Below are 26,067 nucleotides of genomic sequence, written 5' to 3' on the forward strand. Positions count from 1 at the left end.
GCATCTTAAGATGGATGCAGAGGATTCATCTTGATTCAAGGGAATTTAATAATTTTTTAAAAGCCTCTTCATTGGGGAGGGGGAACCTATATCTAAAATTACAGATTCTACTAATAAAAATGTGTTCAATTGAAGATAGTCATGGTGAAAATATAATTTAAAAAGGAAAAAGAAGATTGAATCCCCAAGGGAGACACACCTGCCCCGCGACTTCATTCTTCTATGGCAATCAAAAATTTTGCGTTAGTAGATAAATATAATTATAAGAAGGCACAATAAGCTGATTATCCTGCTTATTGTGCCTTCTTTCCNCTGCTTCTAACTTTTTTGTACAACAGGTAACTTCACATAAGTTTTATACTGTTTTCCGTGATAAATTCGTTGTGTGGCTTTTATATTATCTATGTCAGTTGCTGGATTTTCGCCAGTGTTACTGTTCGGAAAGACAAAACTATCCGCACTAGATGTGATGGTAAGACGAATACGATGTCCTTTTTGGAACGTATTTGCAATTTTAGATGTACGTATCATATACTCTTCAACTTTTCCTGGTTCTAATAGGACTTCTTTATCATAACCGTTACGGAATCGAGCACGTATTACACCGTCTGCTAGCTTGATAGAGTTACCAGCTGCGTCTACATCTGTTAAACGAACGACCCAATCGGTATCTCTCGCGGAACTTGATGCAAAAAAATTCACATAGATATCACCAGCAATTGTTAACGGTTCATCCAGTGGATCGGATGTGTAGACGAGCACATCCGATCGCTTTTCAACGTCTTTATAATTGGCTGGAACACCAATTTCGTTTTCGGAAAGGTCGATTAAATGTGGTGCTGGGTTTTCTGGATCATAAATGAATTCATCATATCCATCCTGTGTACTTTCTTTAAACGATAGCTTACCATCTTCATCAGATGAGACTGCATTTCCATTACCACTTACGTATATTTCTTTCCAAGCAACCTTTTCAGGTGGCCATTGGTTTGCGGTTGTCCAAGCATTATCTCCATTAACATAGTATTCCACGACTGGACTTGCATCGATGTTGTTCTCAATTCCTTTTAGTTTTCGGTCAAACCATAATTGGTAATGGAGATCCATGTCATAACGAATGGCATTATTACCTAGTGCAATACCTTGAATGTCCCTAGTTGTGTTCCCGTTATGCATCCATGGGCCAAGGATAATTTTCTTATTTTCGCTTGGATAATTTTCAACCACTTCTAATGCTTCAGTTGTCCCCATTCCATTATCATCATACCATCCGGATACAATCATGGCGGGAGCTTTTATTTTGTCTTTATATTGATACCAATCAGACTGAAGCCAAAATTCATCATTGGTTGGGTGAGACATCCAATCATCCCAAAACGCAACATCTTTTCCTAATGCACGTTTAGGGATATCTTTTAATGGGCGGATTTTAACAACCTCATCCCAGTCATTACGGACCATATTTTCTGGCTTAAATTCTTTTTCAACCATCGCAAATGCCCAGGCTAATGCACCGGAAACAAGGGTACCGCCTTTTCTAGGAATATCAATAAACGGACTTCCTGCTGTTACGATACTAACCATTGCCTTCAGATGTGGGTTGCCACTTGCTGCAGCTGCCCATTGAACATACCCACCATAGGAAGCACCAATCATTCCAATGTTTCCATCGCACCAAGGTTGGTCGGCAATCCAGTCTAATGTGTCATCTCCATCCTCAATTTCGGAAGCCATAGGAATCCAATCGCCCTCGGAATCCTCTCTTCCACGCGTATCTTGAATGACAACACCATATCCACGTTGGATAAAATTCGTATAGGAACGGGAATACATTGATTTTCCATAAGGTGTTCTTACTAAAATTACTGGTACTGGACCGTCTACTCCTTTTGGAAGCCAAACATCTGTCGCTAGTTTGATCGTATCTCTCATTTCTACCATAACGGTCTCATGAAGATGTATTCCGAAGCCTGCCTTCGAAATGTTGTTTTGGTTCCAAAGTTTTACTGGTGTATACTCTTCAAAACCCTCTTTCACGAAAACACTACAATTTTCTCTTGATATACTAATGAATGCTACAGGCTCGTTATTAACCGTTACTACATCAAGTGGGTATTTTTTTTGCCTTTCAACCCATGTGTTTTCATCGTGTTTTTGATAGGTAGCTCCCCAAGAAGTTAGGACTTCTTTGGTATCCTGTTGAAAAAGTTGCCTAAATTCATCCAAGTGCTTTGCGATAGTTAGTAGGTTAATATGATAGTAGTTTTCAAGTTCCGTAGCTTTATCTTCATTTAAACGGACAGGTTCTTGCCATTGATTAGTCATGACGTTTCGTTCTTTGAATTCAACGTCACTTCCATGCAAGCGTATTGTTGCATCGTGTATACCAGACCGATATAGTTTGAAATTCTCCATAAAAATTCTCCTCTAATTACGGATTGCCCCGCCAAACGAGTTAGCGGAGCAGTTCGTGTATTCTTATGCTCCTATGAGCGCTTTAATTAAGTAAGCTGTTCCAATACCTAAGTAGTTACCTAGCACGGAACCGATAACACCAATGACAACAGCAATACTTACTAGTGATTTCCAGCCAGCAGAAGCGGCTACTAGAGCAGAAGTTGCGCCGTCTGCAATCGATGCAACGATAGAGATAATTACATATTGATAATCGATTTTAAATATACGACAAACGATTGCATGTAATAATAAAGTAAGTACAATAACAACAAAACAGAATAGAGCAATGACTAAAGTAGAACTTAGGAAATCTTGGATATTTACCATATAACCGATAATGGTTAGGAAGAATAGGGCTACGAAAAGTCCTAGATCCATATTTCCTTTAAGTTTCTTCACTGGTCCAAGCTGTGCGACAGCTACTGCAATCGTTGTAACAAATAGAATCTTCGCAGCGCTTTGGAATGAATCTGGGAATAGTCCAGCAAGAGAAGTTGAAAGTGCTACGATAACGAAAGCAATTCCGAAGCTCCATGCAATATGTTGGATGCTCCATTTTTTCTCTTCTAAAAATCCATCTTCCGATTCTTCAGCGCCGCCCTCTAGTGCATTTGCTTGTAGAGAGTATGGCCATACTTTTTGGAACCATTTCGATTTTGCGGCAATTGCCGGGAAGGCGAACATTAGGATTAATGTCGGGATCCCAATCACATAGTCAGCAGCATTTGCAGCAGCAAAAGTAGTTGGAGATGCGTTCAATCCATAACCGATAGCAGTTAAGTTGGAGCTACCACCTGTGTATGTACCAACAAACATTCCAGCAATCTTCCAGCCTTCATCAATCATTGGAGCAAAGATTAAACCTGCAATAAATGTTACAAAAGCTACACTAGTTGCAGCAATCAACATAGCGAAAATCGGTTTCTTCGATAATTTAAGCATTGCTTTAATATCAACACTTAATAACATTAGAGCGATGGATAGTGGAACGGCATAGGTTGCCACGACACCATATACTTCTGCGCTGAATGGTACTATTCTCGTATTGGCTAAAATAATACTAATAATAATAACGATAAGTGCTGGACCAAACATTTTTAATCCTTTAAATCGTTGTAGATAAAATCCTAATGCTACAGTGATGGCCATAATGGCTAGTAGACTTTCTGTACTTGTGAATAATGCATCCATGTTCTCTCTCTCCTTTTATGTGTAAGCAATGTAGAATATAATATATTAAAGATTTAAATCGATGCCTAGTCCAGGTGTGTCTGGAAGGATAATCTTCCCGTTATTTAATTGTAATCCACCATTAATTCCGATATCTTTGACATATAAAAAACTATCCATATCTGCTTCGGTAATATTTTTCTTAGCGGCTACTAAACTAGCACCTGCTGTAATAGCAATCTTGCTTTCTAGCATGCAGCCTACCATACATTGAATACCAGCTGCTTCTGCAATGTTATTAATACTCATTGCCTTATAGAGGCCACCTGATTTCATCAGTTTAATATTAATGACATCAGCAGCTTGTTTCTTGGCCACTTGGAAAGCATCTACTGGCGAATGGACTGATTCATCTGCCATCACAGGAAGGCTTACTTTTTGTCTCACATATGCCATGCCATCGATATCCCAAAAAGGTAATGGTTGTTCAACAGCCTCCACTTGGTATCTTTCCACAGTATTGATTACTTTTACTGCATCTGCTACTGTCCACCCTTGATTGGCATCCATTCGTAAACGTATTGATGGGCCAACTGCTTCACGAATACGCGCTACCGCCTCGATATCTTGTTCGGGGTTAAGACCAGCTTTAATTTTTAAAATTGAGAAGCCTTGAGCAACTCGTTCTTTCGCCTCGTTCGCCATCGTTTCCGGTGTATTAATGCCAATCGTCACATCTGTTTGGAAAGAATTACTGTAGCCACCTAACACCTGATAGAGTGGGGCATTCATGTATTTCCCTTTTAAATCAAATAAGGCAATATCTAGTGCTGCCTTTGCTGCAGTGTTCCCAACAATCGTCCTGTCCATCAACTCGTGAATAACTTCTATGTTTAATGGATTCTGACCGATGATTCGATTTCCAAGCAGTTGTGCAGTAGAAATAGCTGTTTCTAACGTTTCTCCTGTTACATATTCAAAAGGAGCTCCCTCACCAATTCCATAAATTCCCTCATCAGTTTCTACTTTGACAAGTAAGGTTTCCACATTTTCAATGGTTCCGAGAGCAACAGTAAATGGCTTGAATAGTTCTAATTTTAATTTTTCAACTTTGATATTTGTAATTTTCATGCTGTACCAACCTTTCTTGATTTTCCATTTTTAATCAAATAGTAGGACGGTTCAGTTTTATCTTTGTAAAAGATGACTAAAGGTGTCCTTCTGCTTTCCTTGTTGTTAATTGTCCTCCTTTTTTTAAAATAGTAAAACTATTCGATAAAATTCTCAAAAATTAAATTAACTGTAATTATACGCTCATAAGAAATAATTTCAACCCTTTTTATTCATTTTTGTAAATAATTTGATATATTTATATATTTGTTTTATAAACGGTCAGTGTAACTTATTAAGGAAGATGGGAGAAGATGGACCCTAATGCCCAAATATTATTTTTTGAAAATGAAGACGAATTGAATGAATTGGTCATTACAAAGGATGCTTACTACGATGTAAGTGGATATACAAGTTAACGAGTGCTTTAATAAAAATCTAAGCTATAAGACTGATAAGCGACCAGTCGTGATATTATGATTATTGAAATTGACGGGTATTATCATCAAGCTTTACTTACAGGTGAAAAATGTTCTAAACAACAACTAAAGAAAAATATTTACAAACAAAAAAGTTAACCTATGATATAAAAGACCTTCCTAATGTATTTTGTAGACTACATAACTTTGAACAATTACCTTATGACGTTGATGTTGAAGTTGAATTTGTTATTGACAGTGATACAGATAGAATTTATTCACTTTCAGATTAAGCTAACGGGGGCTTTACTAATATAAGGAGAAGTGAAGTATGAAAAAACATTGCTGTGAGGATATGAACTATCATGCAAATTTAAAGTGTGATATACATGAAAACTCATTTGAATGTCCTGATAAAATAATTATTTTTGATGAAAAAGATAATGACTACGGATTAATCATTCATGATGGAGGTTCTTCAAGTATAGGAATTGATTTTTGTCCGTGGTGTGGTTCGAGATTATAATATGTTGTTCAACGAACGGGTGCTTTACGACAATAGTATTGCACCCTTATTCAATTAGCGGAGCAGCTTAGTGAAAGGTAAGATAGTTTGACTTAAAGGGCACATAGATCGATGGTAAGGTAAGATAGTTTGGCATTAAGGTCACATAAGTTGATACTAAGGTAAGATAGTTTGGCTTAAAGGGCATAAAGATCAATGGAAGAGTAGTGCATCTCCTTCTGGTGAAGCCAAGAAGCAAATAAATACTTTACTCTTTCAGCCAAGTTATTTATATTTCGAAGGTAGGGAAGAAAAATGATTGAATTAAGAAAAATTACCCCGATAATTTTGAGGTAGTGTTGGAGTTAAGCATAACAGACGAGCAGAAAGGAAATGTGGATTCCAGCATATATTGTTTGGCTAAAGCCTATGTAAAGATACTCAACGACGAAAAACCTCCTATGATCTTTGCTATATGCAAAATGATGAAGTCATAGGATATGTCGATATTGGATTTTACGAACTGGCGGAAAGTTCAATTTTAAGTGAAAAATATGGAGATAAATCTACTTATGGACTTAATCGTTTTATGATTGATAAAAAGCATCAAGGCAAAGGATTTGGCAAACAAGCAATGATGAAAGTTATTGATTATATAAAGTCGTTTCCACAAGGAAAAGCTGATGCAGTTTCTACTTCATATTGGATGGTAAACGATGCCGTCCGGAAGTTGTTTGCGTCTGTCGGATTCGTTGAAACAGGAGCAATATGGGATGGACAAACAGGGGGTAATTGGAATGCAGAAAGAAAAGATATAGAGTATGCAGAAGTAGGTGCCAGACTCGGATTATAAAGCTAACAATTTGAATAGTGCATCGTACAGTATGAGATACAACAAGAGATCGACTTTATGAAAGAACCAGAATTATCATTGGAGATGAAAGTGATGGAAAAAGAGTTAGGTAATGCAATTGATTTACGGAAGAATGGAAATTACAAAGAATCTAACGAGCTACTTTTAAAATTGGTACAGGAGTTTCCTGATCATGCATCGATTAACTATCAGTGTGCTTGGAGTTTTGACTTATTAGGAGAAGAAGCGAAAGCAGTCCCTTTTTATGAAAAAGCAATCAGGTTAGGGTTGCCTTCAATGGAACTGGAAGGTGCCTTATTGGGATTAGGTAGTACATATAGAACATTAGGCGAATATGAAAAATCAAAAAGTACTTTATTAAAAGGAATCGAATTATTCCCCAATAATAAAGCAATTCAAACGTTCTATGCGATGACCTTATATAATTTGCACGAACATAGTAAAGCAATGGAGTTGCTACTAAAATGCTTAATAGAAACAACAAAAGACCCTGAAATTATAAGTTATCAAAAAGCAATTGATTTCTATTCGGATAAATTAGATGAAGTTTGGAAGTAGTGGTATTTTAATGGAAGAGTATAGTATAAAAAATTAAAAACGCAGAGGATGATGAAACCTCTGCGTTTTTGTGGCTAAAGCTGGTGATTTAAGAAATTTCACGATTAGTTAATGCTATCCGGGACAACAAACCTGTCCCCACGCTCATACTATAAGGCATCTTTGATTAGCTTCTTATAGTACATAACAGAAAGTATCCCAAAGATAGAATACAAGAGTGTATACAGTACCATGACAATAATCATCGGTGTCCATAATTCGGTGCCGAAGAAGAACCAGCCTGATTTTACGGCAAAGTAACTATGGCATAATCCGACAACGAGTGGTATTCCGAAGTTAAATAGTTGCTTAATCTTGATTCCATTAAGTAATTCTGTTTTCGTATAGCCTAATTTTCTTAATATAGAATAACTCGGTTTTTCTTGTTCTCCCTCATCCATTTGTTTGAAGTAAAGGATACATCCGGAAGTAATTAAAAATGTTAACCCTAGAAAGCCAACAACAAACATTGCAAATCCCATATCCTGTTTTTGATGGATAAAGTGATCAAGTTGTGACTCATGTCCCGACCACTCACTTACACCAGTAGAATGGAAAATCTCATTTGACTTCACGATATCCGCTTTATCTACTATATTTACGCCAATCGATACCGAAAATGGGTTATGCACTTCTGGATTGGGGTCGTTCTTTATTTGTTGAAACATTTCTTCATCAACTATGACAGCTGGAAAGCCGCTATTCGTCAAACGTAACGGGATAATATAGTGATCATGAATATCTATTAATTCCAAGTCATAGGAATCAGTTGTTCCCAATACAGTAAAATTCCCTGTATGAAAGGTCATCATTGTTCGAATCGTTGCATGAGTTTTCGCTAATACGGCTTCATCCTCTGAAACATCTATCCCTTCGACCTGCGTGTCTGGTATAAAAGTTAGTGGGATATTCAAATCATCATGTGCCAACATCTCATCCATGTCGGTTTCGATAATATTTGTTCCATTCACGGCTGCGGTGAAGATGTCCATCTCCGTAACAGAATAGGAAATGCCCATTTCGTCTAGTGTATCCGTAAATTGTTTAGCATGAGCTCTATCTGGGATAGAAAAATCATACACGATAAACTCTTTCGCTTGCTTTTCTGCAGAATAATAAGAAATATACATGAGTGATAGCAAGCCAATAGCTAGAGCAGAAACTGTCGTTACAATGGTTAACAGTAACGAATTCGACCGCATCCGAAACATAATCGATGATAAGGATAAGACCTTATTCACGGAGAGATAGCCATTATCTTTTTTTCGAATGAGATAAAAAAGAAATCGAACAGATCCTTTATAAAAGAAATACGTCCCTACAATAACGGAACCGAGGATCAATAGCATGACCAAAAACAAATGAAACATATACTTGCCATTGAACATTTGTGATGACAAATAATAACCAAATATAATTAAGCCGAGCCCGAGAATACCGATGATAATTTCCAATATGGAAACCTTATAACGCTTCTCTTCTGTTTTTGATGTAGCATGGAACAGAGAAAGAATCCGTTGTCGTTTAATAAAAACATAGTTAATAGCTGCAATAATGAAATAGATAGCGGCAAAAATAACAACTGTTTGAATCAATGCTTCCATAGAAAACGTTAACGCTGCTACTTCATCTATCCCGATGATTTTCAATAAAATCATCATAATCAATTTAGAGGAGGAAAATCCGAGAAATATCCCTACAATCATCGAACCAAAATAAAGAATAAAATTCTCTACACTAATAATCCGAAAAATACGGGCTTTTGAAATACCAACTAATTGATATAATCCAATTTCCTTTCCTCTTCGTTTAATAAAAAGGTTATTCGCGTAAATAAGAAAAATAGCGACAATAGTAACTAACAAAACCGAACCTGCTTTTATTCCCGCTTCCCCTTTAATGGTACCTGATGCCACGTCCATTGCAGGATCATACTGAAGTGTAACAAAAGCAAAATACAGTGCAACACTAAACACAAGGGCAAAGACATACAAATAATAATTTTTAAGATTCTTAAGCAAACTCCTAAAAATGAGAGACTTAAAGCTCATGCTGCACCCCACCTAACACACCTTGTGTTTTGATGATGTCCTGGAAGAACGCCTGCCTTGAATCCTCTCCTCGATTTAACTTTGTGAAAATCTGTCCATCCTTAATAAAGATGACACGACTACAGTAGCTCGCAGCTGAAGGATCATGTGTTACCATCACAATCGTAGCAGCCAGCTTTTCATTTAAGTCACTTAATTTCTTAAGCAAATCTGCTGCTGATTTGGAATCCAGTGCACCTGTAGGCTCGTCGGCAAAAATAATACTAGGCTCATGGACGAATGCACGCGCTGCGGATGCTCGTTGTTTCTGCCCCCCAGAAATTTCATTTGGATATTTATCCTGTACATCCATAATTCCTAATTCCTTTACGACCCGTTCAAACATCAATTGTGCTTCTTTTTTCGGAATTTTATTTACCGTTAGTGGGAGCATTATATTTTCTTTCACCGTTAGTGTATCTAGTAGATGATACTCTTGAAAGATAAATCCTAAGTGACGTTTTCTAAATTCGGCTAATTGTTTATCTTTCATCGAAGTAAACTCTTTTCCCTCCACTCGAATGGAGCCTTGGGTAACACGGTCTATGGAAGAAAGAACATTGAGTAATGTCGTTTTACCTGAACCAGAAGGACCCATGATTCCTACAAATTCACCCTTCACTACCTCCAAGTCAATCCCTTTTAACACCTCTTGCCGATTCCACTTATTTCCATAACTCTTTACTATTTTATTTGCCTCTAATATCCGCATCTACTTCAAACCCCTTTCTATCTTTAGAATAAACGGCGTTCGATATTTTTTCCTTCGAATACCCGAACAAAATAAGGAAGCATGTGACAATATTGTCACATGCTTGATATTTCTAGGAAATCATTCTTCCTAGGGAAAATTAAGGAAACAGTTGTCCCCTTACCATAACTAGAATCAATCGTAATCTTTATCTTCAAAGCTTGAGAAACTTTCTTTGTTAGAAATAGCCCCATCCCGGTTGCCTGATGGTCCTTATGATCAGTGGTCGACGTAAATCCTTTCTCGAAAATACGTGGTAAATCCTTCACTGCTATTCCACGACCATAATCTCTAATGGTTAACACGACATGACCATTCTTAGAAAAACTAGTAATCTCGACATCGGATTGTTCACTATATTTCACTGCATTCGTCAAAATCTGCCTAATGATAAAAGGCAGCCATTTTGAATCCGAGAGAACCATCTGTTTGTCCAAGGATAAGTCAAACCCAATCCCTTTTTGAAAACACCAAGATTTTAGTCCTTGAATTTCTTGCGTAATAATTCTTTCTATATCAATTTGCTCGATATAAAGATCGTTTTCCATGGAAGGGAGGCGGCGATGATGTAATTGCTGATCCAGTAATAAATGTATTCGTAGCCACTCAAACATTAATTGTTCTTTTAATTTTTGGTCTTCTACTTTTTCAAGCATTAATTTTATAGTGGTAAGAGGGGTTTTTACTTCATGGATCCAAGCCAGTAATTCATCTTTTTCTTGCTCAATATGGATAATATGGCGACTTATTTCATGCTTAGAAAAATTAACTTGTTGTTTGATAGCATGTTCTACGATTCTTTCAAATGGAGTATTTCCATCTTGTATTATTTCCATATCAACTTGAGGATCCCAATCTTTTAAACGTCGATAGTAAGAGCTTTCTCTACGGTATTGTATGAATAAAAACAACAGAAATAATATTAGCGATAAGAAGACTACATATAAGATAGAATTAAAATGTAGGGAAGGATCTAAATATCCTACTAGAAGAAATAACCCCAAAAGCATGCCAATAAATAGAATCCAAGTCAATCGCTCGACGATAAAATCTTTAATCATTCATTTATATCCTCTTCTATAGCCATATAACCTTGCCCAACCTTTGTTTCAATATATTTTCCTAACCCAATTTCCTCTAATCGCTTACGCAACCGGTTAACATTTACTGTTAATGTATTATCACTAACAAACCGCTCATCATCCCATAATCGTTTAATAAGCTCCTCACGACTAACGATTTGGTTCGTGTGTTCGAGTAAGACTTTTAAAATATGTATTTCGTTTTTTGTTAATTCAATCGTACCTGAACGATGTTGTACCGTTCCTTTGACATAGTCAACCGTTGCATTATTCCAAACCTTTATCATTACTTGTTGTTCCATACTGTAGTTATATACACGTCTTAATACAGCTTGGACTTTGGCAATGAGGACTTCAAAATGAAATGGCTTTTGTACGAAGTCATCTGCACCAAGTTGCATCGCCATCACCATATCGGTTGGATGATCCCGGGAGGATAAAAATATGATTGGCACTTTTGAATGACTTCGTATTTTTCTACACCAATGAAAACCATCGAACTTTGGTAATTGAATATCGATGATTACTAAGTCAGGGTTTACCTCCGTGAATTCTTTCATGACCCTACTAAAATCATTAATACCATACACATCATATGACCATTGTGCCAACCGTTCTTGTATTTCGTTATATAAACTTAAATCATCTTCTATGAGTAAGATTTTAAACAATCCAATCACCGTTTCTATTAGTCTATTAATCTTATTTTATATTAGAAAAGAGTGCCTGTCACTTTAAGGGGACAGGCAACATGTATCGTAAGACAACACCTCAGAAATCTGCAATTTTAAAACCTTTCAAAAAAATAATTAAATAACTATTGTAAAGCGTTTACATATGATTTATACTATTACTAAATCGGTTTAGTAAATCGGTTTAGTAGAGAAAGATGAACAAGAGATAGATGAATAAGTTTCATGGGAGCAGAGAAATGAAAACGGTAACTATTACTGATGTTGCAAAACATGCGGGGGTTTCTAAAAGTACGGTTTCTCAGTACTTAAATAAGCGGTATGATTACATGGCTGAAAAAACGAAGAAAAAGATTGAACAAGCCATTGAAGAATTAGGGTATCAGCCGAATTTCTTGGCGAGAAGTTTAAAGCAAAAGTCGACGACAACAATCGGTGTCATTACTGCAAACATACTTCATGTATTTTCAACGCAAGTTATTCGTGCGATCGAGGACTTTTGTAATCAACATGATTTTCATGTCATTGTTTGTAACGCAGATGATGATGCGGAAAAAGAAAAGAAATATATGGATATGCTTCGGGCAAAACAAGTAGACGGGATCATCATTTTTCCAACTGGTGATAATGTCGAAACGTATAATCAAATGCTAAAAGAGAATTATCCGATTGTCTTTGTTGACCGGTATGTACCTGGACTAGAGGTAAGTGCTATTTTACTAGATAATATGAAAGCGTCAACAATGGCAGTTAACGAATTTACTAGAAATGGTTATGAAAAAATTGGCTTAATTTTGCCGGAAAATCCAGAGCTTATCACCCCAAGACGGGAGCGAATACTTGGGTATAAGGAAGCGATGAAAGCGAATGGACTTACTATCAATCCGGAATATATCCAGAGTACAGAAGTGAAGAATATGCAACAAGCGCTTGATACGTTACTCGCATTACCGGATCCGCCAAATGCCATTATCGCGGGGAATGACTTGGCACTCTATGAGGTCCTAAAATATACGAAAGAAAAAGAGATTCATATTCCGAAAGATTTGGGAATTGTTGCAATTGATGATGTGCCTTTTGCCAATCTCTATTATCCAGCAATTACATCCATTGCCCAACCTGCGTTTGAAATGGGGACAAAGGCAGCCTATCTACTATTCGAAAAAATTAATAAACAAAATACATCAAGTGAAGAAGTATTTCGTTTTGAACCAGAACTCATTGTTCGTTCTTCTTTAATAGAATCTACTAGGAACGAAGGAAAGGGAGTTGTTACGAGTGAAGGAAATAATTAAAGCGGTTGCAACAGAAATCTCTACCGTATTAGAACGAGTGAAAGAAGAAGAAGTCGTTCAATTACATGATGAACTAACAACGGCCAATCGAGTATTCATCGCGGGAACTGGCCGCTCTGGCTTAATTGGAAAAGTATTCGGGATGCGATTAATGCATAAAGGGTACGACGTGTTTATTGTCGGCGAAACGACAACACCAAGTATTGGGTCTGGAGATCTTCTTTTACTTATCTCCGGTTCAGGAAATACAGGAACACTAGTAAACTTTGCCAACAAAGCAAAAGAAACTGGAGCAAAGGTTGCTTTAGTGACGACGGCTGCGGATTCTAAAATTGGAAAAGTGAGTGATTGTGTCGTCACTATTCCAGCAGCTACGAAGAAACGTAATCCAGAAGAACCAACAACGATCCAGCCATTAGGTAGTCAATTTGACCAGTCTGCCCATTTATTACTAGATGCTTTAATTGTGTATAACATGGAAAAAAGTGGGGATCAAGACCACGAAAAACTAAAAGGTAGACATGCTAATTTGGAATAACAGAAAGAAGGATTGCAGATGAATGTGTTAGAGAAATTAAAAGAAAATCCAATTGTAGCCGTGATTCGGAAAGCGGATGAAAGTAATATCGTTCCAATTATCGAGGCATTATCTCGAGGTGGGGTGAAGGCGGTTGAAATTACAGCAGAAACACCAAGAGTAACGAATCTAGTAGAGAAAGCGGTTGCTGCATTTGATGATGATGTATTAATCGGTGTTGGTACGGTGTTAGATCCGGAAACAGCACGAGCAACGATTATTGCTGGAGCTAAGTTCATTGTCTCGCCAACGGTTAATGTCGACACATTACGGTTAACGAATCGTTACGGGGTATTAAATATTTCTGGTGCGTTAACACCGACGGAAATTTTAACGGCGTATGAAAACGGTGCTCAGATGGTCAAAGTTTTCCCAGCTAATGTGTTTGGGCCGGACTACATTAAGAGTGTCCATGGTCCACTACCTCACATTCCACTCATGGTTACAGGTGGGATCACATTGGAAAACATGAATGATTACTTTACAAAAGGGGGGATGGCCGTCGGTATCGGTAGTAATCTAGTAAATGTAAGTAAATTACAAACAGAAGAAGATTATCAACAATTGACGAATACAGCAAGACAATATATAGACGAGTTTAATAAGATCAAGCAAGGATAATTATTTACACAAAATTTGGGGGTAAAACATAATGACAAAGAAGATGAAGTTTTTAGCATTTAGTTTAATTTTATTTGTTTCGCTAGTATTAGCTGCATGTGGTGATGATAGCTCAAATAGTGAAGATGGCAAAATCAAAATTATCGCAGCACATAACCAAACAGACCAAGAAAATCCATACCAAGCTGGTTTATTAGAATTTAAAGAAGTTGCTGAAGCGGAATCAGATGGAAAAATTGAAGTAGAAGTTCATGCAGGTACAATTGGTACGGAAGAATCCGAATTAGTAGAAAAACTTAAACTTGGTGCAGCGGATGTTGTCCTTGTATCACCTGGTTTCATGACATCAACAGGAATTAAAGAAGTAGACTTATTCGCATTACCGTATTTATTTGAAAGCTATGATCACTGGGAAACAGTTGTAGATGGTGAAGTTGGTCAAAAGATGGCGGAATTAATTAATGAAAAATCGAACAATGATTTCAAACTAGTTGGTTACTGGTCTGCAGGTGTTCGTCACTATTATGGAAGTAAGCCACTTAACTCGATGGATGACTTAAAGGGTATGACAATTAGAACACAAACATCTGGTATTGTTGCTGATTATTGGAAACAAGCTGGTGCTGTTCCAACAGACGTGGCATGGGGTGAATTATATCAAGCGCTACAACAAGACGTTGTAAAATCAGCAGAAAATGCATACCCATACTTTGTACAACAGAACCACCATACAACAAATAATGGTAAATTTATCACAGAAACTGGCCATGACTATACAACTAGATTCTTACTTGTAAATGGGAAAAAATTTGATTCTTTAACTGAAGAACAACAAAATGCGATTCTTGCAGCAGCAGAAGCATCTGTTGAAGCAGAGAGAGAAGCAGTTTATAAACAAGAAGAAGAGTATAAACAAAAAGCTATCGATGAAGGTGCAGAGGTTAATGAAATTGATCGTACTCCATTTATCGAGTTAGCAAAACCATTACAAGATCAAGCTGCTAAAGACATTGGCGCAGAAGAACTATTAAAACAAATTAGAGAAACAGAATAATCATAAATGATTATTTAGCTAAAGGTTGGGGCAATACTAGCCCCCCTTTAGTTTTATAGGAGGATTACGATGAAACGCTTTGTTAACATACTTGAGAAAATACAGATCACGTTAGGGGTTATGTTTTTATCCGTCTTCTTTATCGTAATTTTGTATCAAATAACCACTAGACATTTAGGTATATCTGCCATATGGACAGTAGAAATGGCCTCAAATACATTTATTTGGGCTATGTTTATGGGTGCTGCAGTTATGGTAAACCGTCGCGAACACTTCAATTTCGATATTCTTCTGAAAAAATTAACGGGTAAAAAATTAATTTCTGTAAAGTTATTTAATGATTTAGTTTTATTACTATTTAATTCTGCGATTTTTGTCTATGGTATTCAAGTTTGCCAACAGTTCTGGAACTACAATTGGACATCGATACCAGAATTAAAAATGGGCTATGTTTGGATTGCGATACCAATTATGGGTGGAACGATGGTTATTTATACGATTAACCATATGATTGGTCATCTGAAGGAATGGAAAGGGGGACAAGCATAATGGGATTCATACTGCTTGGTTTATTCATCATTTTAATGCTGATTGGAGTCCCTATCGCCTTTGTTATTGGGATTGTCGCTTTATTAGGAATCATGAACATTCCATATGTTCCTGAGATTACCGTTCCAATGAAAATGTTAAACGGACTAGACTCTTTCGTATTATTAGCTGTTCCTTTATTCATTCTAGCAGCTAACTTAATGAATTCTGGTAAAATTTCTACTAAACTAATTGAATTAGCTCTTGCACTTGTTGGTTCTATTCGTGGTGGACTAGCTCATGCGAATATACTAGTTTCAATGCTTTTCGCTGGTGTATCTGGAGCATCCCAAGCAGATACAGCAGGCGTAGGGAAGATTTTAATTCCTAGTATGAAGAAAAATGGGTATGATACGGAGACAGCAGTTGCAGTAACAGCAGCTTCTTCCACAGTCGGTGTTGTTATTCCACCTAGTATTCCAATGATTATTTTTGCTGGGATCGCTAACGCTTCCGTTGGTGCACTATTTTTAGGTGGAATTGTCCCTGGTATTTTAATTGGACTAGGAATGATGGTATTCATCTACATTGTGGCTCTTAAACGAAACTATCCGAAGTCCAAACGAGCAGAACTTAGTAAACTTATTAAGTTATCTCTAGAATCGGCTCCAGCATTATTCACCATCATTATTATTATTGGTGGAATCACGACAGGAATCTTTACGGCAACAGAAGCAGCAGCAATTGCTTCCTTATATACACTATTAATTAGTATGTTTTTCTATAAAACATTGAAACTAAAAGATATACCAAAGATTCTTTTTGATACATTGGCACTAAGCTCATTATCTTTATTTGCTTTAGCGGCTGCAAGTGCGCTTGGTGAATTAATGAGTTACTATCAGTTAAGTGCTCTTGCTCAAGATTTCTTTGCTAATAATATTGGTTCTAAAGCAGTATTCTTAATTATTATCATTGCATTCTTCCTATTTATTGGTACATTTATGGATGCGATTCCAGCGATGATCTTGTTTGTGCCGGTAATCTTACCATCTGCAACAGCGTTTGGTATTGATCCTGTTCACTTAGGATTAATTGTTGTTATTACATTAGCGGTTGGACTAATTACGCCACCTTATGGATTATGTTTATTATTGGCATCGAAAATTGGAGAGATGTCAATCGAACGCTCCTTTGTGGCAGTGCTTCCTTATATTGCGATTATCCTAGTCGTGCTCCTATTTGTCGCGTTCTTCCCGGATATTGCATTCTTTATACCGAAGCTAATTAATCCGAGCTTATTTTAGATAGAATGGGATATAAATAACTCCAGTCCAGTTGCTGGAGTTATTTACTTCCTATGGGAAAGGAGACATTATAATGGAACAATTAGAGATGTACAAAAAGTTAGCTGGTGAAAAGGCTGTAGAATATATTGAGGATGGGATGACGATAGGACTAGGTTCCGGATCCACTGTTTATTGGATGATGAAAAAGGTCAGTGAACTTGTGAAAGATGGTCTAACTATACAAGGTGTACCGACATCGAAACGAACAGAAGGCTGGGCAAAGGAATTTGGCATCCCGTTAGTTGATTTCTCAAACGTGGAAAAAATTGATGTAGCAATTGATGGGGCAGATGAAATCGATTCTGAACTTCAGTTGGCAAAAGGTGGAGGCGGTTCCCTCGTTAGAGAGAAAATCGTAGATATCCTTGCAGAAAAGTTTATCGTAATTGCTGATAAAACGAAATTAGTAAAAACGCTCGGGAAATTTCCATTACCAGTAGAAGTGGTGCCATTTGGCTATGAAGTCACTGCGAAGCGAATTGCTAATTTAGGGGCTACACCTGTTTTGAGGATGAAGGATGGAAAGGTTTTTGTTTCTGATAATGGCAATTATATTTTAGATTGTCAATTCCAAGCCATTGAGCAACCCGAACTTCTTCATGAAGAGATCAAAGGATTAGTAGGTGTTGTGGAAACAGGGCTATTCGTTAATATGGCGGATATTGTCATTATTGGAAATGAACAAGGTACGGAGATTATTACCAAGAACAGATAACAGCATTGTCGGATAACAGGAGGAACTAACATGAACGATATCATTACAATTGGGGAAGCGATGATTGTTTTTGATCCATCGGCGACAGGTCCATTACGATTTGTAAATTCATTTGATAAAAAAGTCGGTGGAGCGGAGTTGAATTTTGCGATTGGCTGCACGAGGCTTGGTCTGAAGTCCGGTTGGATTAGTCGGTTAGGGAAGGACGAGTTTGGTACACATATCCGCAATTTTGCAAGAGGTGAAGGAGTGGATGTATCCCAGGTTGACTTCGTGGAAGGATATCCTACCTCTTTAAATTTTAAAGAAATTATGGAGGATGGTTCTGTCCGGACTTTTTACTACCGGGATAAATCACCAACATTAACGTTAACTCCAGAAGATTTAGATGAGTCCTATTTTAAAAATGCAAAGGTTCTACATTTGACAGGAATCTATCCAGCGATTGATCCTGTTAATCGACGTGTCTTTGAAAAAGCAATAAGCTTGGCTAAAAAGCATGGTGTGAAAGTGTCCTTCGATCCGAATATTCGTTTGAAATTATGGAGCAAGGAAGAAGCAAGAGACTATCTTTCTGAAATTCTACCACATGTAGACATTTTACTAGCAGGCGATGAAGAAATGGAAATAATCTGGGGAGTGAAAGACCCAGAGGCGATTATTCGTAAAGCGAAGGAAATCGGAATTACTTATGTCGCTATTAAGCAAGGAGACAAAGGTTCTGTTGGCTATTATAATGATGAAGTGATTAAGGTAGAAGCGAAGAAAGCGAGAAAAGTAGTCGACACAGTTGGTGCTGGTGATGGGTTTAATGCAGGATTTATGTATGGTGTATTAAACGGCTGGGATCTGAAAAAGTCACTAGAATTTGGTAACACCGTTGGGGCAATGGTTGTCAGTGTAAAAGGTGATAATGAAGGATTACCATATTTAGAAGATGTAAAAATCTTTCTAGGTGAAAAGGAAAATATAGAAAGATGAGGAGTGTTTTACAAATGAACTTACAATTAGCATTGGATCGTTTAACAAAAGAAGAATGCCTACGTATTATTGATGAGACTAGAGAATCGATTGATTGGATCGAAGTTGGTACGAGTGTTATTAAGGAATACGGGATGGCGTTTGTCCGTGAAGTAAAAAAAGCATACCCAGAAAAGGTAATCGTTACAGATATGAAGACGATGGATGCGGGCGGACATGAAGCTATTCAAGCGTTTGAAGCAGGAGCAGATATTACAACAGTGATGGCTTTATCTTCCGACTTAACGATTTCAGATATGATGAAAGTAGCAAAAGAATATAACACGAGAATCATGGTAGATTTACTGGAAGTATCGAATCCAGAGCGAATCAAGGAATTAGAAAAACTAGGTGTCGATTTAGTCAGTCTTCACATCGGAAAAGACAAGCAGCGTGAAGGGAAATTCGATGTAAGTCACTTCGCCCTAGTTGAAGATTTTCCATTTGAGGTAACCGTTGCTGGTGGGATTGATTTGGGAACACTGCCAGATGTATTAGAAAAAGCACCAAATACAGTAATCGTAGGAAGTGCGATTACAAAGGCAGAAAAGCCAGGTGAAGTTGCAGCGGAAATGAAACGATTAATGAATGAGTTTGCAAACAAAAACTAAACGAACAGAGCTGGTTTTCTATTTGTGGAAAACCAGCTGTTTTAAACTTATCAATTATATAAGGGGTTGAGGAAATGAATTTTGGTACGGTTGGAACGAGCTGGATAACCTCTTCTTTTATTCAAGCATCACAGGAAGTAAATAACTTCACGCTCACTGCTGTTTATTCCCGTTCCGAACAGAAGGTAAAGGATTTTGCAGAAAAACATCAAGCTCCTTTTGTATATACAGACTTGGAGGAAATGGCTAAGAGTGATAAATTAGACTGTATTTATATCGCATCTCCAAATTCTTTACACTTTGAGCAGGCAAAGTTATTTCTACAACATAAAAAACATGTTATCTGTGAAAAACCTATATTTTCAAATACGAAAGAATTTCAAGAAGCATTTCAAGTAGCAGAGGAAAACGGTGTATATTTATTTGAGGCGATCCGAAACATTCATACGCCTAATTTCGAAGTGTTAAAACATGCAGTTGAAAAAATTGGTCCTGTCACTTCCACTATTCTCCATCGAAATCGTTATTCTTCTAAATATAAAGAATACCTTGCTGGTGGTAGACCAAATGTATTTACTGCGGAATTTTCAGGGGGAGCACTTACGGATTTGGGAATATATCCTTTAGCTCTTGCGGTTAGCCTGTTTGGAAAACCGAAGCAGGTCTCCTATGTTGCTAATATGTTGGAGTCTGGAGTAGATGGGAGCGGAACACTTACCTTAGAATATGATAATTTTGTCTCTACAGTCATGTGTTCTAAAATCTCCACATCCTATATCCCGTGCGAAATTCAAGGAGAAAATGGAAGTATTCTTTTTGATGATGCTGGGTCGATATTGGATATGAAATATATTGATAACTCTTCTGGTCAGGAAGAACCTATACAGACGTATAGTTTAGAAGATAATATGCAGTATGAAATCACTAACTTTTTACAGATTATTACCAGTCAAAACAATGAGGAATATAATCGATTAAAAGAACTGAGCTTACTCACACTTTCCATCACAGAAGAAGCACGAAAGCAGAATAATATTATTTATGGTAGTGAGAGGTAGGAAGGATAGCATGGGGATGATTCTCATGCTTCTTTTTACGTTTGGTAAGTTGCGTTCTATCCAGTAATATTAGATATAGATTAAGCATTATTTTCCTTACGTGGAGGGAAGAAGACAATGAGTGAAAAACCAATTATTGCCATTCCAATGGGGGATCCAGCAGGAATTGGCCCTGAAATTACAGCAAAAGCGTTAAACAATAAAGAGATTTATGATATGTGCAAACCTCTAGTGGTAGGGGATTTACGTGTTCTGGAAAAAGCAATACAGATTGTAGAAAAGGATTTACAAGTCAATGTTATTGCATCTCCAGAAGAAGGACTGTACGAATATGGAACGATTGATTTAATTGACCTTCAAAACATTAATATGGATGAACTAGAATATGGCGTCGTTCAAGCACAATGTGGTCGCGCAGCTTACGAATACGTGGAAACTTCTGTAACGCTAGCTAAAACAGGTAGCGTACAAGCGTTAGCGACAACACCGATTAATAAAGAATCGCTAAAAGCAGCAGGAGTTCCTTATATTGGGCATACAGAAATGCTCGAGTCCCTAACCAATACGAAAGATCCATTAACGATGTTTCAAGTTCGTGATTTGCGGATATTTTTCTTAACACGTCACTTATCCTTAAAAGATGCAATAACGCAAATGACAAAAGAACGGATTCGTGATTATCTTGTTCGCTGTGATCAAGCCCTCGAGCGTCTAGGTGTGGAGAAACGAAAAATTGCTGTCGCAGCATTAAATCCACATGGTGGGGAAGGTGGCCTATTTGGAATGGAAGAAGTAGAAGAAATCGTTCCAGGTATTGAAGCAGCCGTACAACATGGAATTAATGCCGTTGGTCCAGTTCCAGCAGACTCTGTTTTTTACCAGGCATTACAAGGAAATTATGATGCCGTCTTATCTCTATATCATGATCAAGGGCATATTGCTGCCAAGATGACCGACTTTCACCGAACTATCTCGATTACAAATGGGTTACCATTTTTAAGAACATCTGTCGACCATGGTACCGCATTTGACATCGCTGGGAAAAACGTTGCATCAAGTGTTAGTTTGGAAGAAAGTATCAAATTAGCAGCAGAGTATGCACCGAAGTTTACAAGAGAAACGATTGAATAAGTTTTAGAAAATCTCTAGACTAAAGAACGGGCGTACTATCTTCTTGTGGAGATAGTGCGCCTGTTTAATTATATTTTATTTATGGTTGATTAACTTTAACTTAAGGCCAATACCAATACTGTTCGCCATATGGATATTCGATTCCGCTATCGAGATGGATATACGTACCTCCATTATAAGCCCCACTAAACCCGGAAGATTTCGCTGCATTTAATAGAGTGGTTAAGGAAACACCAGGAGCTTTAATATCAGCGGCAACCCCATACATATGCATGCTGTTATAATAAGCATTTGGAATTCGATTATTCAGGGCAACACTTCTAAATCCAGAATTGATGACGATTGGTTTGTTTCCAATTTTAACGCGAACGGCTTCGAGTTTATACATCTGTCTCCGAACATTTTCTCTAACCGTCGTAGCGGATACTTTTCCACCACTAAAGACACTGCCATCAGTTGAGTAAAATTCACTATACGCAAAGTTCTTCGTTCCAGTTGAACGTTCTAAACTATTTAATTTTGCCTGTGTAGCAGGACCAACAATTCCATCTGCTACTAATCCGTAAGCCCTTTGGAATCGCTTGACCGCTGCTTTTGTAGCAGGACCAAAATGTCCATCAACCGCGAGATATGTTTTTCTAGGGGAATCTGCAGCCCAGCCAGCTACTCTTATTTGTAGCTCTCGCACATCATTTCCACTGGAACCTTCTTGTAGCGTACGAGTCCAGTTATAGGCAGACGCTTCATTCGTATCAAAAACGGTCATGGCTAGTGAAATCAAGATTGTAAATCCAATTACACTAACTAACATTTTAAAGGCTTTTTTCATATTGTTACCTCCCAAGAATAGTGTTGGTAAGTACAAAACTTATATAAATTGAATTCCGATCAGGCTTCTTTCGCTTACCCCTTCCTGTTAGTTAGCAGAAATTAATTATGTAGAGACGCGATTTAATAGTAGATATTTTGTTGTGGTTTGATGAGGTAAAGGAGTATTACTTTTAGTGGAATTTAACAGTTAACAGAAAAAAAGGTAATGAAATTCGCCTTAAATCACACCTCCTTATTGCGGAATAATCCTAATTTAATAAGTTTTGTAGTCGGAGTTATCTTACCATGTAGAGGTACGGGATGATATTCGTCAAAAGTGCTAAATGTGAGGGGGGACTTCTGTAGGGAAAATGGGAAGTGGGGTGGGTCTTTTTGCTATTACAGCATAACATGTGTAGGGATTGTACTCATGCTAAGGCGGGGCAAATCTTTAGCAAATTACTTCACATGTTGGCTGTCCCCGTAAATGAGTTAGTTTCCATCGATATTAGTATGTTAGATAAATTGAGCAATAGAACAGAAATCTATTGTAATAGTTATTAACCTACTAAGTCTATAATGTTCTAATTCAGTATTAGTAATGTATTTTAGTGAGTAATTGAGTCATGTAGATAATATTTAATAAAGAATATATGAAGCCTAAAAGATTAATCGTATTTATTGGGAATGATGTAGGTAGTTTGTACATTATATTGTATGTTTTAAAGGAGTAGTTCTAATAGTTTTGATACTGGCGTATGTTATTTAATGAGTAAAAATAATAGTAAAAAAAGCGTAGGTACTAATAATTATCTTTATTAATAGTAAAGGTTGTTATATCAATTTAATGTTTGATATTAGTAAATCTGATAGCTATAATTTATTTAAACAAATTTTTCTTGCTAGGAGTGAGAGGAAATGGGATTGTATGATAAGGATATACGGATTATATTAATGAATGAGTTTTTCAAAACACCAGAATTCATAAATGACCCAAGCACGATTATAGTACATGAGTTAGACGTTTGTTCTGGATCTGCAATCATGGATATAGCGGTCATCAATGGTAAAATACATGGGTTTGAAATCAAAAGCGAACATGATACACTAGAACGACTTCAAACCCAAGTTAATTATTATAATAAAGTGTTTGACACTGTAACTTTAGTTGTTTCTGAGAAACACTTAAACAAGGCTGTAGAAATAGTTCCTAAGTGGTGGGGTATTTATAGTGTGAATAGCAGTAATAAAGATAATACATTTAAAGTAAATGTCATCAAAGAACCAAAACTAAATGATTCTGTAAGTATCTTTAACCTTTGTCTGATGCTTTGGAAACCAGAGTTAATAAGCTTATTAAGTCAAAATGGTATTACCAAGGGTATTAATAGTAAAACTAGAAGAGACTTGTCTAAGATAGTCACTGAGTCAATAGATTCTGAGACTATTGTGACCTTTGTTAAGTCAACTTTGAAAAATCGAAAATCCTGGAAAGCTCATTCACTACAACTGTTATATGATGAGAAACAGCATTTGTTACCCAATTAGTGTTACCACCTGGTCCGACCTTTTTTTCTGGATTGTCTTTAACATGGCCCAACGCTCTTTCCATGATATCATAATCACCGAATGAAAAGTCTTCACCAAAGTAATATTGAGAATTATAAATAGATTGAGCTAGTGACTGGTGATTTTTTATCCATTCCTTCGTTTCATTATTTCTTTGTCCTTTTGAAATCCAGTAACTATCATCTGTAGTGTATCTAGCCTTGGGAAGTATCCCGTATCTTAACCTTGAAAAATCTATCTCAGAGTCAGTAAATTTCGTTACACCGTAATCTGAGTAACTAATAAAATCTCTTAAATCATTATAATCTTTTGAACTCACTAACATTTCAAAGATCTTAATATCATATCTTGTATAAAAGGCTTCACCACCAGATGGTATGTTTGAGAGATCATCTGGGAAAGAAGTAATTCCAATTATAATATTTTGGAAACTTGAGTTTCTAATATAATCTCCAAGAACCCGTTTTAGTTCCGCGAATTGTCTGTTGGCACTGCTTCTATCCTCCACAAGTCCTAAATCTAATAAAATACTTACTTTTAACCCATGTTTACTTTTCCATGTATCAAGTAATGAAAATATTTTCTCGTATGAATCGCCTTCAAAGTCAACAGGAATGGGAACTTTTACAAGTATTTCTGAACTTATCTCGATGAAATTATTAGACCTATATTTAAATTCATCATAAGACAAAACAGGAAATATTGATAATTCTTCACGGGCTGCTTGGAATATTAGATTTTCTAAGTATCCCTCACTTCCTTCTTCGATATAGCTGCAGTCATAATAAATTCTATTAATTCCGTGTAATTCCTTAGTAAATGAAATTATATTTGAAAAATCATCTGGTTCAACTATTTCAATTATTGGTGCTATTCCATCCTTAATATCATCTGATAGCTTAGTTAGTGCTTGTTTTTCACCGGATTTCCATTTTAAAATCGGAAAGTATTTAGCTTTTGACACCTGACTTCCTCCCTTTTTAAATATTTTTCGAAGTTACTTCGTTTCTTATAGTTCTATTTAAATCACCCCCTTTAATAGGTTTAAAAAAAGAAAAACAACATGAAAAAATGTCATGTTGTTTTTCTGGTTAGAATACCCATATATTTCAAAATATTAGTTTTTACCTAAACCATCTTTTAGTTTGTGGTTTAACTACGTTACTTTCTTTAACTTTAATTTTTCTCTTTATTATAAGTTATTTATGATAGGTATTTTGTATAAGTCAATAATACTACAAAAGTTATATGAAATCACTCTTATATTTCAGTATTATATGTAGTAACTACTAGGCTTCCTCTCTGTCATTTTTTATTGCTATAAATTTCTCTTTTATGTCAAATATACAAAGTGATATAGCTATTGCAGCGAAAGGTAGAAAATAGTTGTATCTTGTCATTATTTCCGTACTTTCTATGTTAATCGGTATTATTACTGATAAACCAATCGAAATAAAAAGAAGAAGACTTCCAAAAGTTCTATGTAATTGCTTTACTAATTCAGATATAACCATCCCAAAAGCAAAAATATTAAATCCAAAGTAAACAGCTATAGGTATCTCGTTCTGATATACAGCAGCAACTGCACCCATCACAAGTATTAAAAAGATAATTCCGTAAAAAATCATATCTTTATCTATATTTCCTTTGCTACTCATTTGGGACATGGGGACAGGCATCATGTCCCGGAGGTTGAAAATAAAGAGAGGTGATCAAATGAGTAAGAAGCTCAGTAATGAACAAAAAAAGAAAGTAAAAGCTTTTATAGAAGAAAAAAAGAAGAATTCTAAACCTGTAACAATCAAAGGAATTAATTTAAAAAACGGTGAACCATTTGAATACAAGCTCTATGGAGATAAAGACATTAAATAACTATCTAATAGTAAAAAAATGATTATGACTTCAGTAAGTTAGTATGGATCTTTTTACGTAAAGAGAGTGAGTAGACAATAGTTCAGGCAACATGTCCCAAGTTCCAAGGG

General features: G+C 36.5%; 26 protein-coding genes. 16 read left to right on the top strand and 10 right to left on the bottom strand.

What is annotated here, in order from left to right:
• Positions 1-318: 318 nt before the first annotated feature.
• The 3 genes from IEV35_RS18440 to IEV35_RS18450 form a co-directional block, all read right to left on the bottom strand.
• A complete protein-coding gene (locus IEV35_RS18440) occupies positions 319-2,415 on the bottom strand; it encodes a CocE/NonD family hydrolase (protein ID WP_188386131.1) in 2,097 nt (698 codons plus the stop codon).
• 63 nt (positions 2,416-2,478) lie between these two features.
• Positions 2,479-3,648, bottom strand: a complete 1,170-nt coding sequence (locus tag IEV35_RS18445) for a DUF819 family protein (protein ID WP_188386132.1) — start codon at positions 3,646-3,648, stop codon at positions 2,479-2,481.
• 45 nt (positions 3,649-3,693) lie between these two features.
• Positions 3,694-4,758 carry a mandelate racemase/muconate lactonizing enzyme family protein gene (locus IEV35_RS18450; protein ID WP_188386133.1) on the bottom strand — a complete coding sequence of 355 codons (1,065 nt, stop codon included), beginning with the start codon at positions 4,756-4,758 and terminating at the stop codon, positions 3,694-3,696.
• 729 nt (positions 4,759-5,487) lie between these two features.
• On the opposite strand from IEV35_RS18450, the gene IEV35_RS18460 reads away from it, so the two are divergent.
• The 3 genes from IEV35_RS18460 to IEV35_RS18470 all read left to right on the top strand — a co-directional run bounded on the left by IEV35_RS18460 (position 5,488) and on the right by IEV35_RS18470 (position 7,093).
• Entirely contained in the window at positions 5,488-5,682 is a 195-nt protein-coding gene (locus IEV35_RS18460; RefSeq protein WP_188386134.1) for a DUF6980 family protein, read from the top strand.
• A 454-nt stretch (positions 5,683-6,136) separates the two neighbouring features.
• Positions 6,137-6,514 (top strand): GNAT family N-acetyltransferase, encoded by a 378-nt coding sequence (locus IEV35_RS18465; protein ID WP_229740805.1) that lies wholly within the window; start codon positions 6,137-6,139, stop codon positions 6,512-6,514.
• Between the two features lie 93 nt (positions 6,515-6,607).
• Positions 6,608-7,093 (top strand): tetratricopeptide repeat protein, encoded by a 486-nt coding sequence (locus tag IEV35_RS18470; RefSeq protein ID WP_188386171.1) that lies wholly within the window; start codon positions 6,608-6,610, stop codon positions 7,091-7,093.
• Between the two features lie 149 nt (positions 7,094-7,242).
• Here the strand turns inward: IEV35_RS18470 and IEV35_RS18475 are convergent, their stop codons facing one another.
• The 4 genes from IEV35_RS18475 to IEV35_RS18490 all read right to left on the bottom strand — a co-directional run bounded on the left by IEV35_RS18475 (position 7,243) and on the right by IEV35_RS18490 (position 11,726).
• Positions 7,243-9,183, bottom strand: coding sequence for an FtsX-like permease family protein (locus tag IEV35_RS18475; protein ID WP_188386135.1), 1,941 nt, complete (start codon positions 9,181-9,183; stop codon positions 7,243-7,245).
• The gene (locus IEV35_RS18480) at positions 9,173-9,934 is read right to left on the bottom strand and encodes an ABC transporter ATP-binding protein (RefSeq protein WP_188386136.1); all 762 of its coding nucleotides are present in this window, start codon (positions 9,932-9,934) and stop codon (positions 9,173-9,175) included. The genes IEV35_RS18475 and IEV35_RS18480 overlap by 11 nt, the downstream gene beginning before the upstream one ends.
• A gap of 95 nt (positions 9,935-10,029) precedes the next feature.
• Complete coding sequence (locus tag IEV35_RS18485; RefSeq protein WP_188386137.1) at positions 10,030-11,034, bottom strand: sensor histidine kinase; 1,005 nt, start codon at positions 11,032-11,034, stop codon at positions 10,030-10,032.
• Positions 11,031-11,726: a response regulator transcription factor gene (locus IEV35_RS18490; protein WP_188386138.1), complete on the bottom strand. Its 696-nt coding sequence runs from the start codon at positions 11,724-11,726 to the stop codon at positions 11,031-11,033. The genes IEV35_RS18485 and IEV35_RS18490 overlap by 4 nt, the downstream gene beginning before the upstream one ends.
• A gap of 260 nt (positions 11,727-11,986) precedes the next feature.
• Here IEV35_RS18490 and IEV35_RS18495 point away from each other — a divergent pair, with 260 nt between their 5' ends.
• From IEV35_RS18495 to pdxA, 11 genes are all read left to right on the top strand, one after another.
• Entirely contained in the window at positions 11,987-13,042 is a 1,056-nt protein-coding gene (locus IEV35_RS18495; protein ID WP_188386139.1) for a LacI family DNA-binding transcriptional regulator, read from the top strand.
• Positions 13,026-13,580 carry a 6-phospho-3-hexuloisomerase gene (hxlB, locus tag IEV35_RS18500; protein WP_188386140.1) on the top strand — a complete coding sequence of 185 codons (555 nt, stop codon included), beginning with the start codon at positions 13,026-13,028 and terminating at the stop codon, positions 13,578-13,580. Before IEV35_RS18495 ends, hxlB begins: the two co-directional genes overlap by 17 nt.
• Positions 13,581-13,598: 18 nt before the next feature.
• Positions 13,599-14,240 carry a bifunctional 4-hydroxy-2-oxoglutarate aldolase/2-dehydro-3-deoxy-phosphogluconate aldolase gene (locus tag IEV35_RS18505; RefSeq protein WP_188386141.1) on the top strand — a complete coding sequence of 214 codons (642 nt, stop codon included), beginning with the start codon at positions 13,599-13,601 and terminating at the stop codon, positions 14,238-14,240.
• A 31-nt stretch (positions 14,241-14,271) separates the two neighbouring features.
• A complete protein-coding gene (locus IEV35_RS18510) occupies positions 14,272-15,294 on the top strand; it encodes a TRAP transporter substrate-binding protein (RefSeq protein WP_229740806.1) in 1,023 nt (340 codons plus the stop codon).
• A 69-nt stretch (positions 15,295-15,363) separates the two neighbouring features.
• Positions 15,364-15,843, top strand: coding sequence for a TRAP transporter small permease (locus IEV35_RS18515; RefSeq protein ID WP_188386142.1), 480 nt, complete (start codon positions 15,364-15,366; stop codon positions 15,841-15,843).
• Positions 15,843-17,129 carry a TRAP transporter large permease gene (locus tag IEV35_RS18520; protein ID WP_188386143.1) on the top strand — a complete coding sequence of 429 codons (1,287 nt, stop codon included), beginning with the start codon at positions 15,843-15,845 and terminating at the stop codon, positions 17,127-17,129. Before IEV35_RS18515 ends, IEV35_RS18520 begins: the two co-directional genes overlap by 1 nt.
• Before the next feature lie 73 nt (positions 17,130-17,202).
• Entirely contained in the window at positions 17,203-17,886 is a 684-nt protein-coding gene (gene rpiA, locus IEV35_RS18525; RefSeq protein WP_188386144.1) for a ribose-5-phosphate isomerase RpiA, read from the top strand.
• Between the two features lie 30 nt (positions 17,887-17,916).
• Positions 17,917-18,867, top strand: a complete 951-nt coding sequence (locus IEV35_RS18530) for a sugar kinase (RefSeq protein ID WP_188386145.1) — start codon at positions 17,917-17,919, stop codon at positions 18,865-18,867.
• Between the two features lie 14 nt (positions 18,868-18,881).
• On the top strand, positions 18,882-19,517 hold the full coding sequence (hxlA, locus tag IEV35_RS18535; protein WP_188386146.1) for a 3-hexulose-6-phosphate synthase: 636 nt from the start codon (positions 18,882-18,884) through the stop codon (positions 19,515-19,517).
• Positions 19,518-19,591: 74 nt separating this feature from the next.
• A complete protein-coding gene (locus tag IEV35_RS18540; RefSeq protein ID WP_188386147.1) occupies positions 19,592-20,575 on the top strand; it encodes a Gfo/Idh/MocA family protein in 984 nt (327 codons plus the stop codon).
• Positions 20,576-20,692: 117 nt separating this feature from the next.
• Complete coding sequence (gene pdxA / locus IEV35_RS18545; RefSeq protein ID WP_188386148.1) at positions 20,693-21,706, top strand: 4-hydroxythreonine-4-phosphate dehydrogenase PdxA; 1,014 nt, start codon at positions 20,693-20,695, stop codon at positions 21,704-21,706.
• A gap of 100 nt (positions 21,707-21,806) precedes the next feature.
• Here pdxA and IEV35_RS18550 read toward each other — a convergent pair whose 3' ends face one another.
• A complete protein-coding gene (locus IEV35_RS18550) occupies positions 21,807-22,535 on the bottom strand; it encodes a D-Ala-D-Ala carboxypeptidase family metallohydrolase (RefSeq protein WP_188386149.1) in 729 nt (242 codons plus the stop codon).
• Between the two features lie 899 nt (positions 22,536-23,434).
• Here IEV35_RS18550 and IEV35_RS18555 point away from each other — a divergent pair.
• Entirely contained in the window at positions 23,435-24,064 is a 630-nt protein-coding gene (locus tag IEV35_RS18555; RefSeq protein WP_188386150.1) for a sce7726 family protein, read from the top strand.
• Here IEV35_RS18555 and IEV35_RS18560 read toward each other — a convergent pair.
• Together IEV35_RS18560 and IEV35_RS18565 are read right to left on the bottom strand one after the other, a co-directional pair.
• On the bottom strand, positions 23,976-25,049 hold the full coding sequence (locus IEV35_RS18560; protein ID WP_188386151.1) for a beta family protein: 1,074 nt from the start codon (positions 25,047-25,049) through the stop codon (positions 23,976-23,978). The genes IEV35_RS18555 and IEV35_RS18560 overlap by 89 nt on opposite strands.
• 325 nt (positions 25,050-25,374) lie before the next feature.
• Positions 25,375-25,743: a hypothetical protein gene (locus IEV35_RS18565; protein ID WP_188386152.1), complete on the bottom strand. Its 369-nt coding sequence runs from the start codon at positions 25,741-25,743 to the stop codon at positions 25,375-25,377.
• A gap of 58 nt (positions 25,744-25,801) precedes the next feature.
• Here IEV35_RS18565 and IEV35_RS18570 point away from each other — a divergent pair, with 58 nt between their 5' ends.
• Positions 25,802-25,957, top strand: a complete 156-nt coding sequence (locus IEV35_RS18570; RefSeq protein WP_188386153.1) for a hypothetical protein — start codon at positions 25,802-25,804, stop codon at positions 25,955-25,957.
• The last annotated feature ends 110 nt before the right edge of the window (positions 25,958-26,067 follow it).

Origin of the sequence: Ornithinibacillus halotolerans, assembly GCF_014637405.1 — a bacterium.
Lineage (GTDB): Bacteria > Bacillota > Bacilli > Bacillales > Amphibacillaceae > Ornithinibacillus > Ornithinibacillus halotolerans.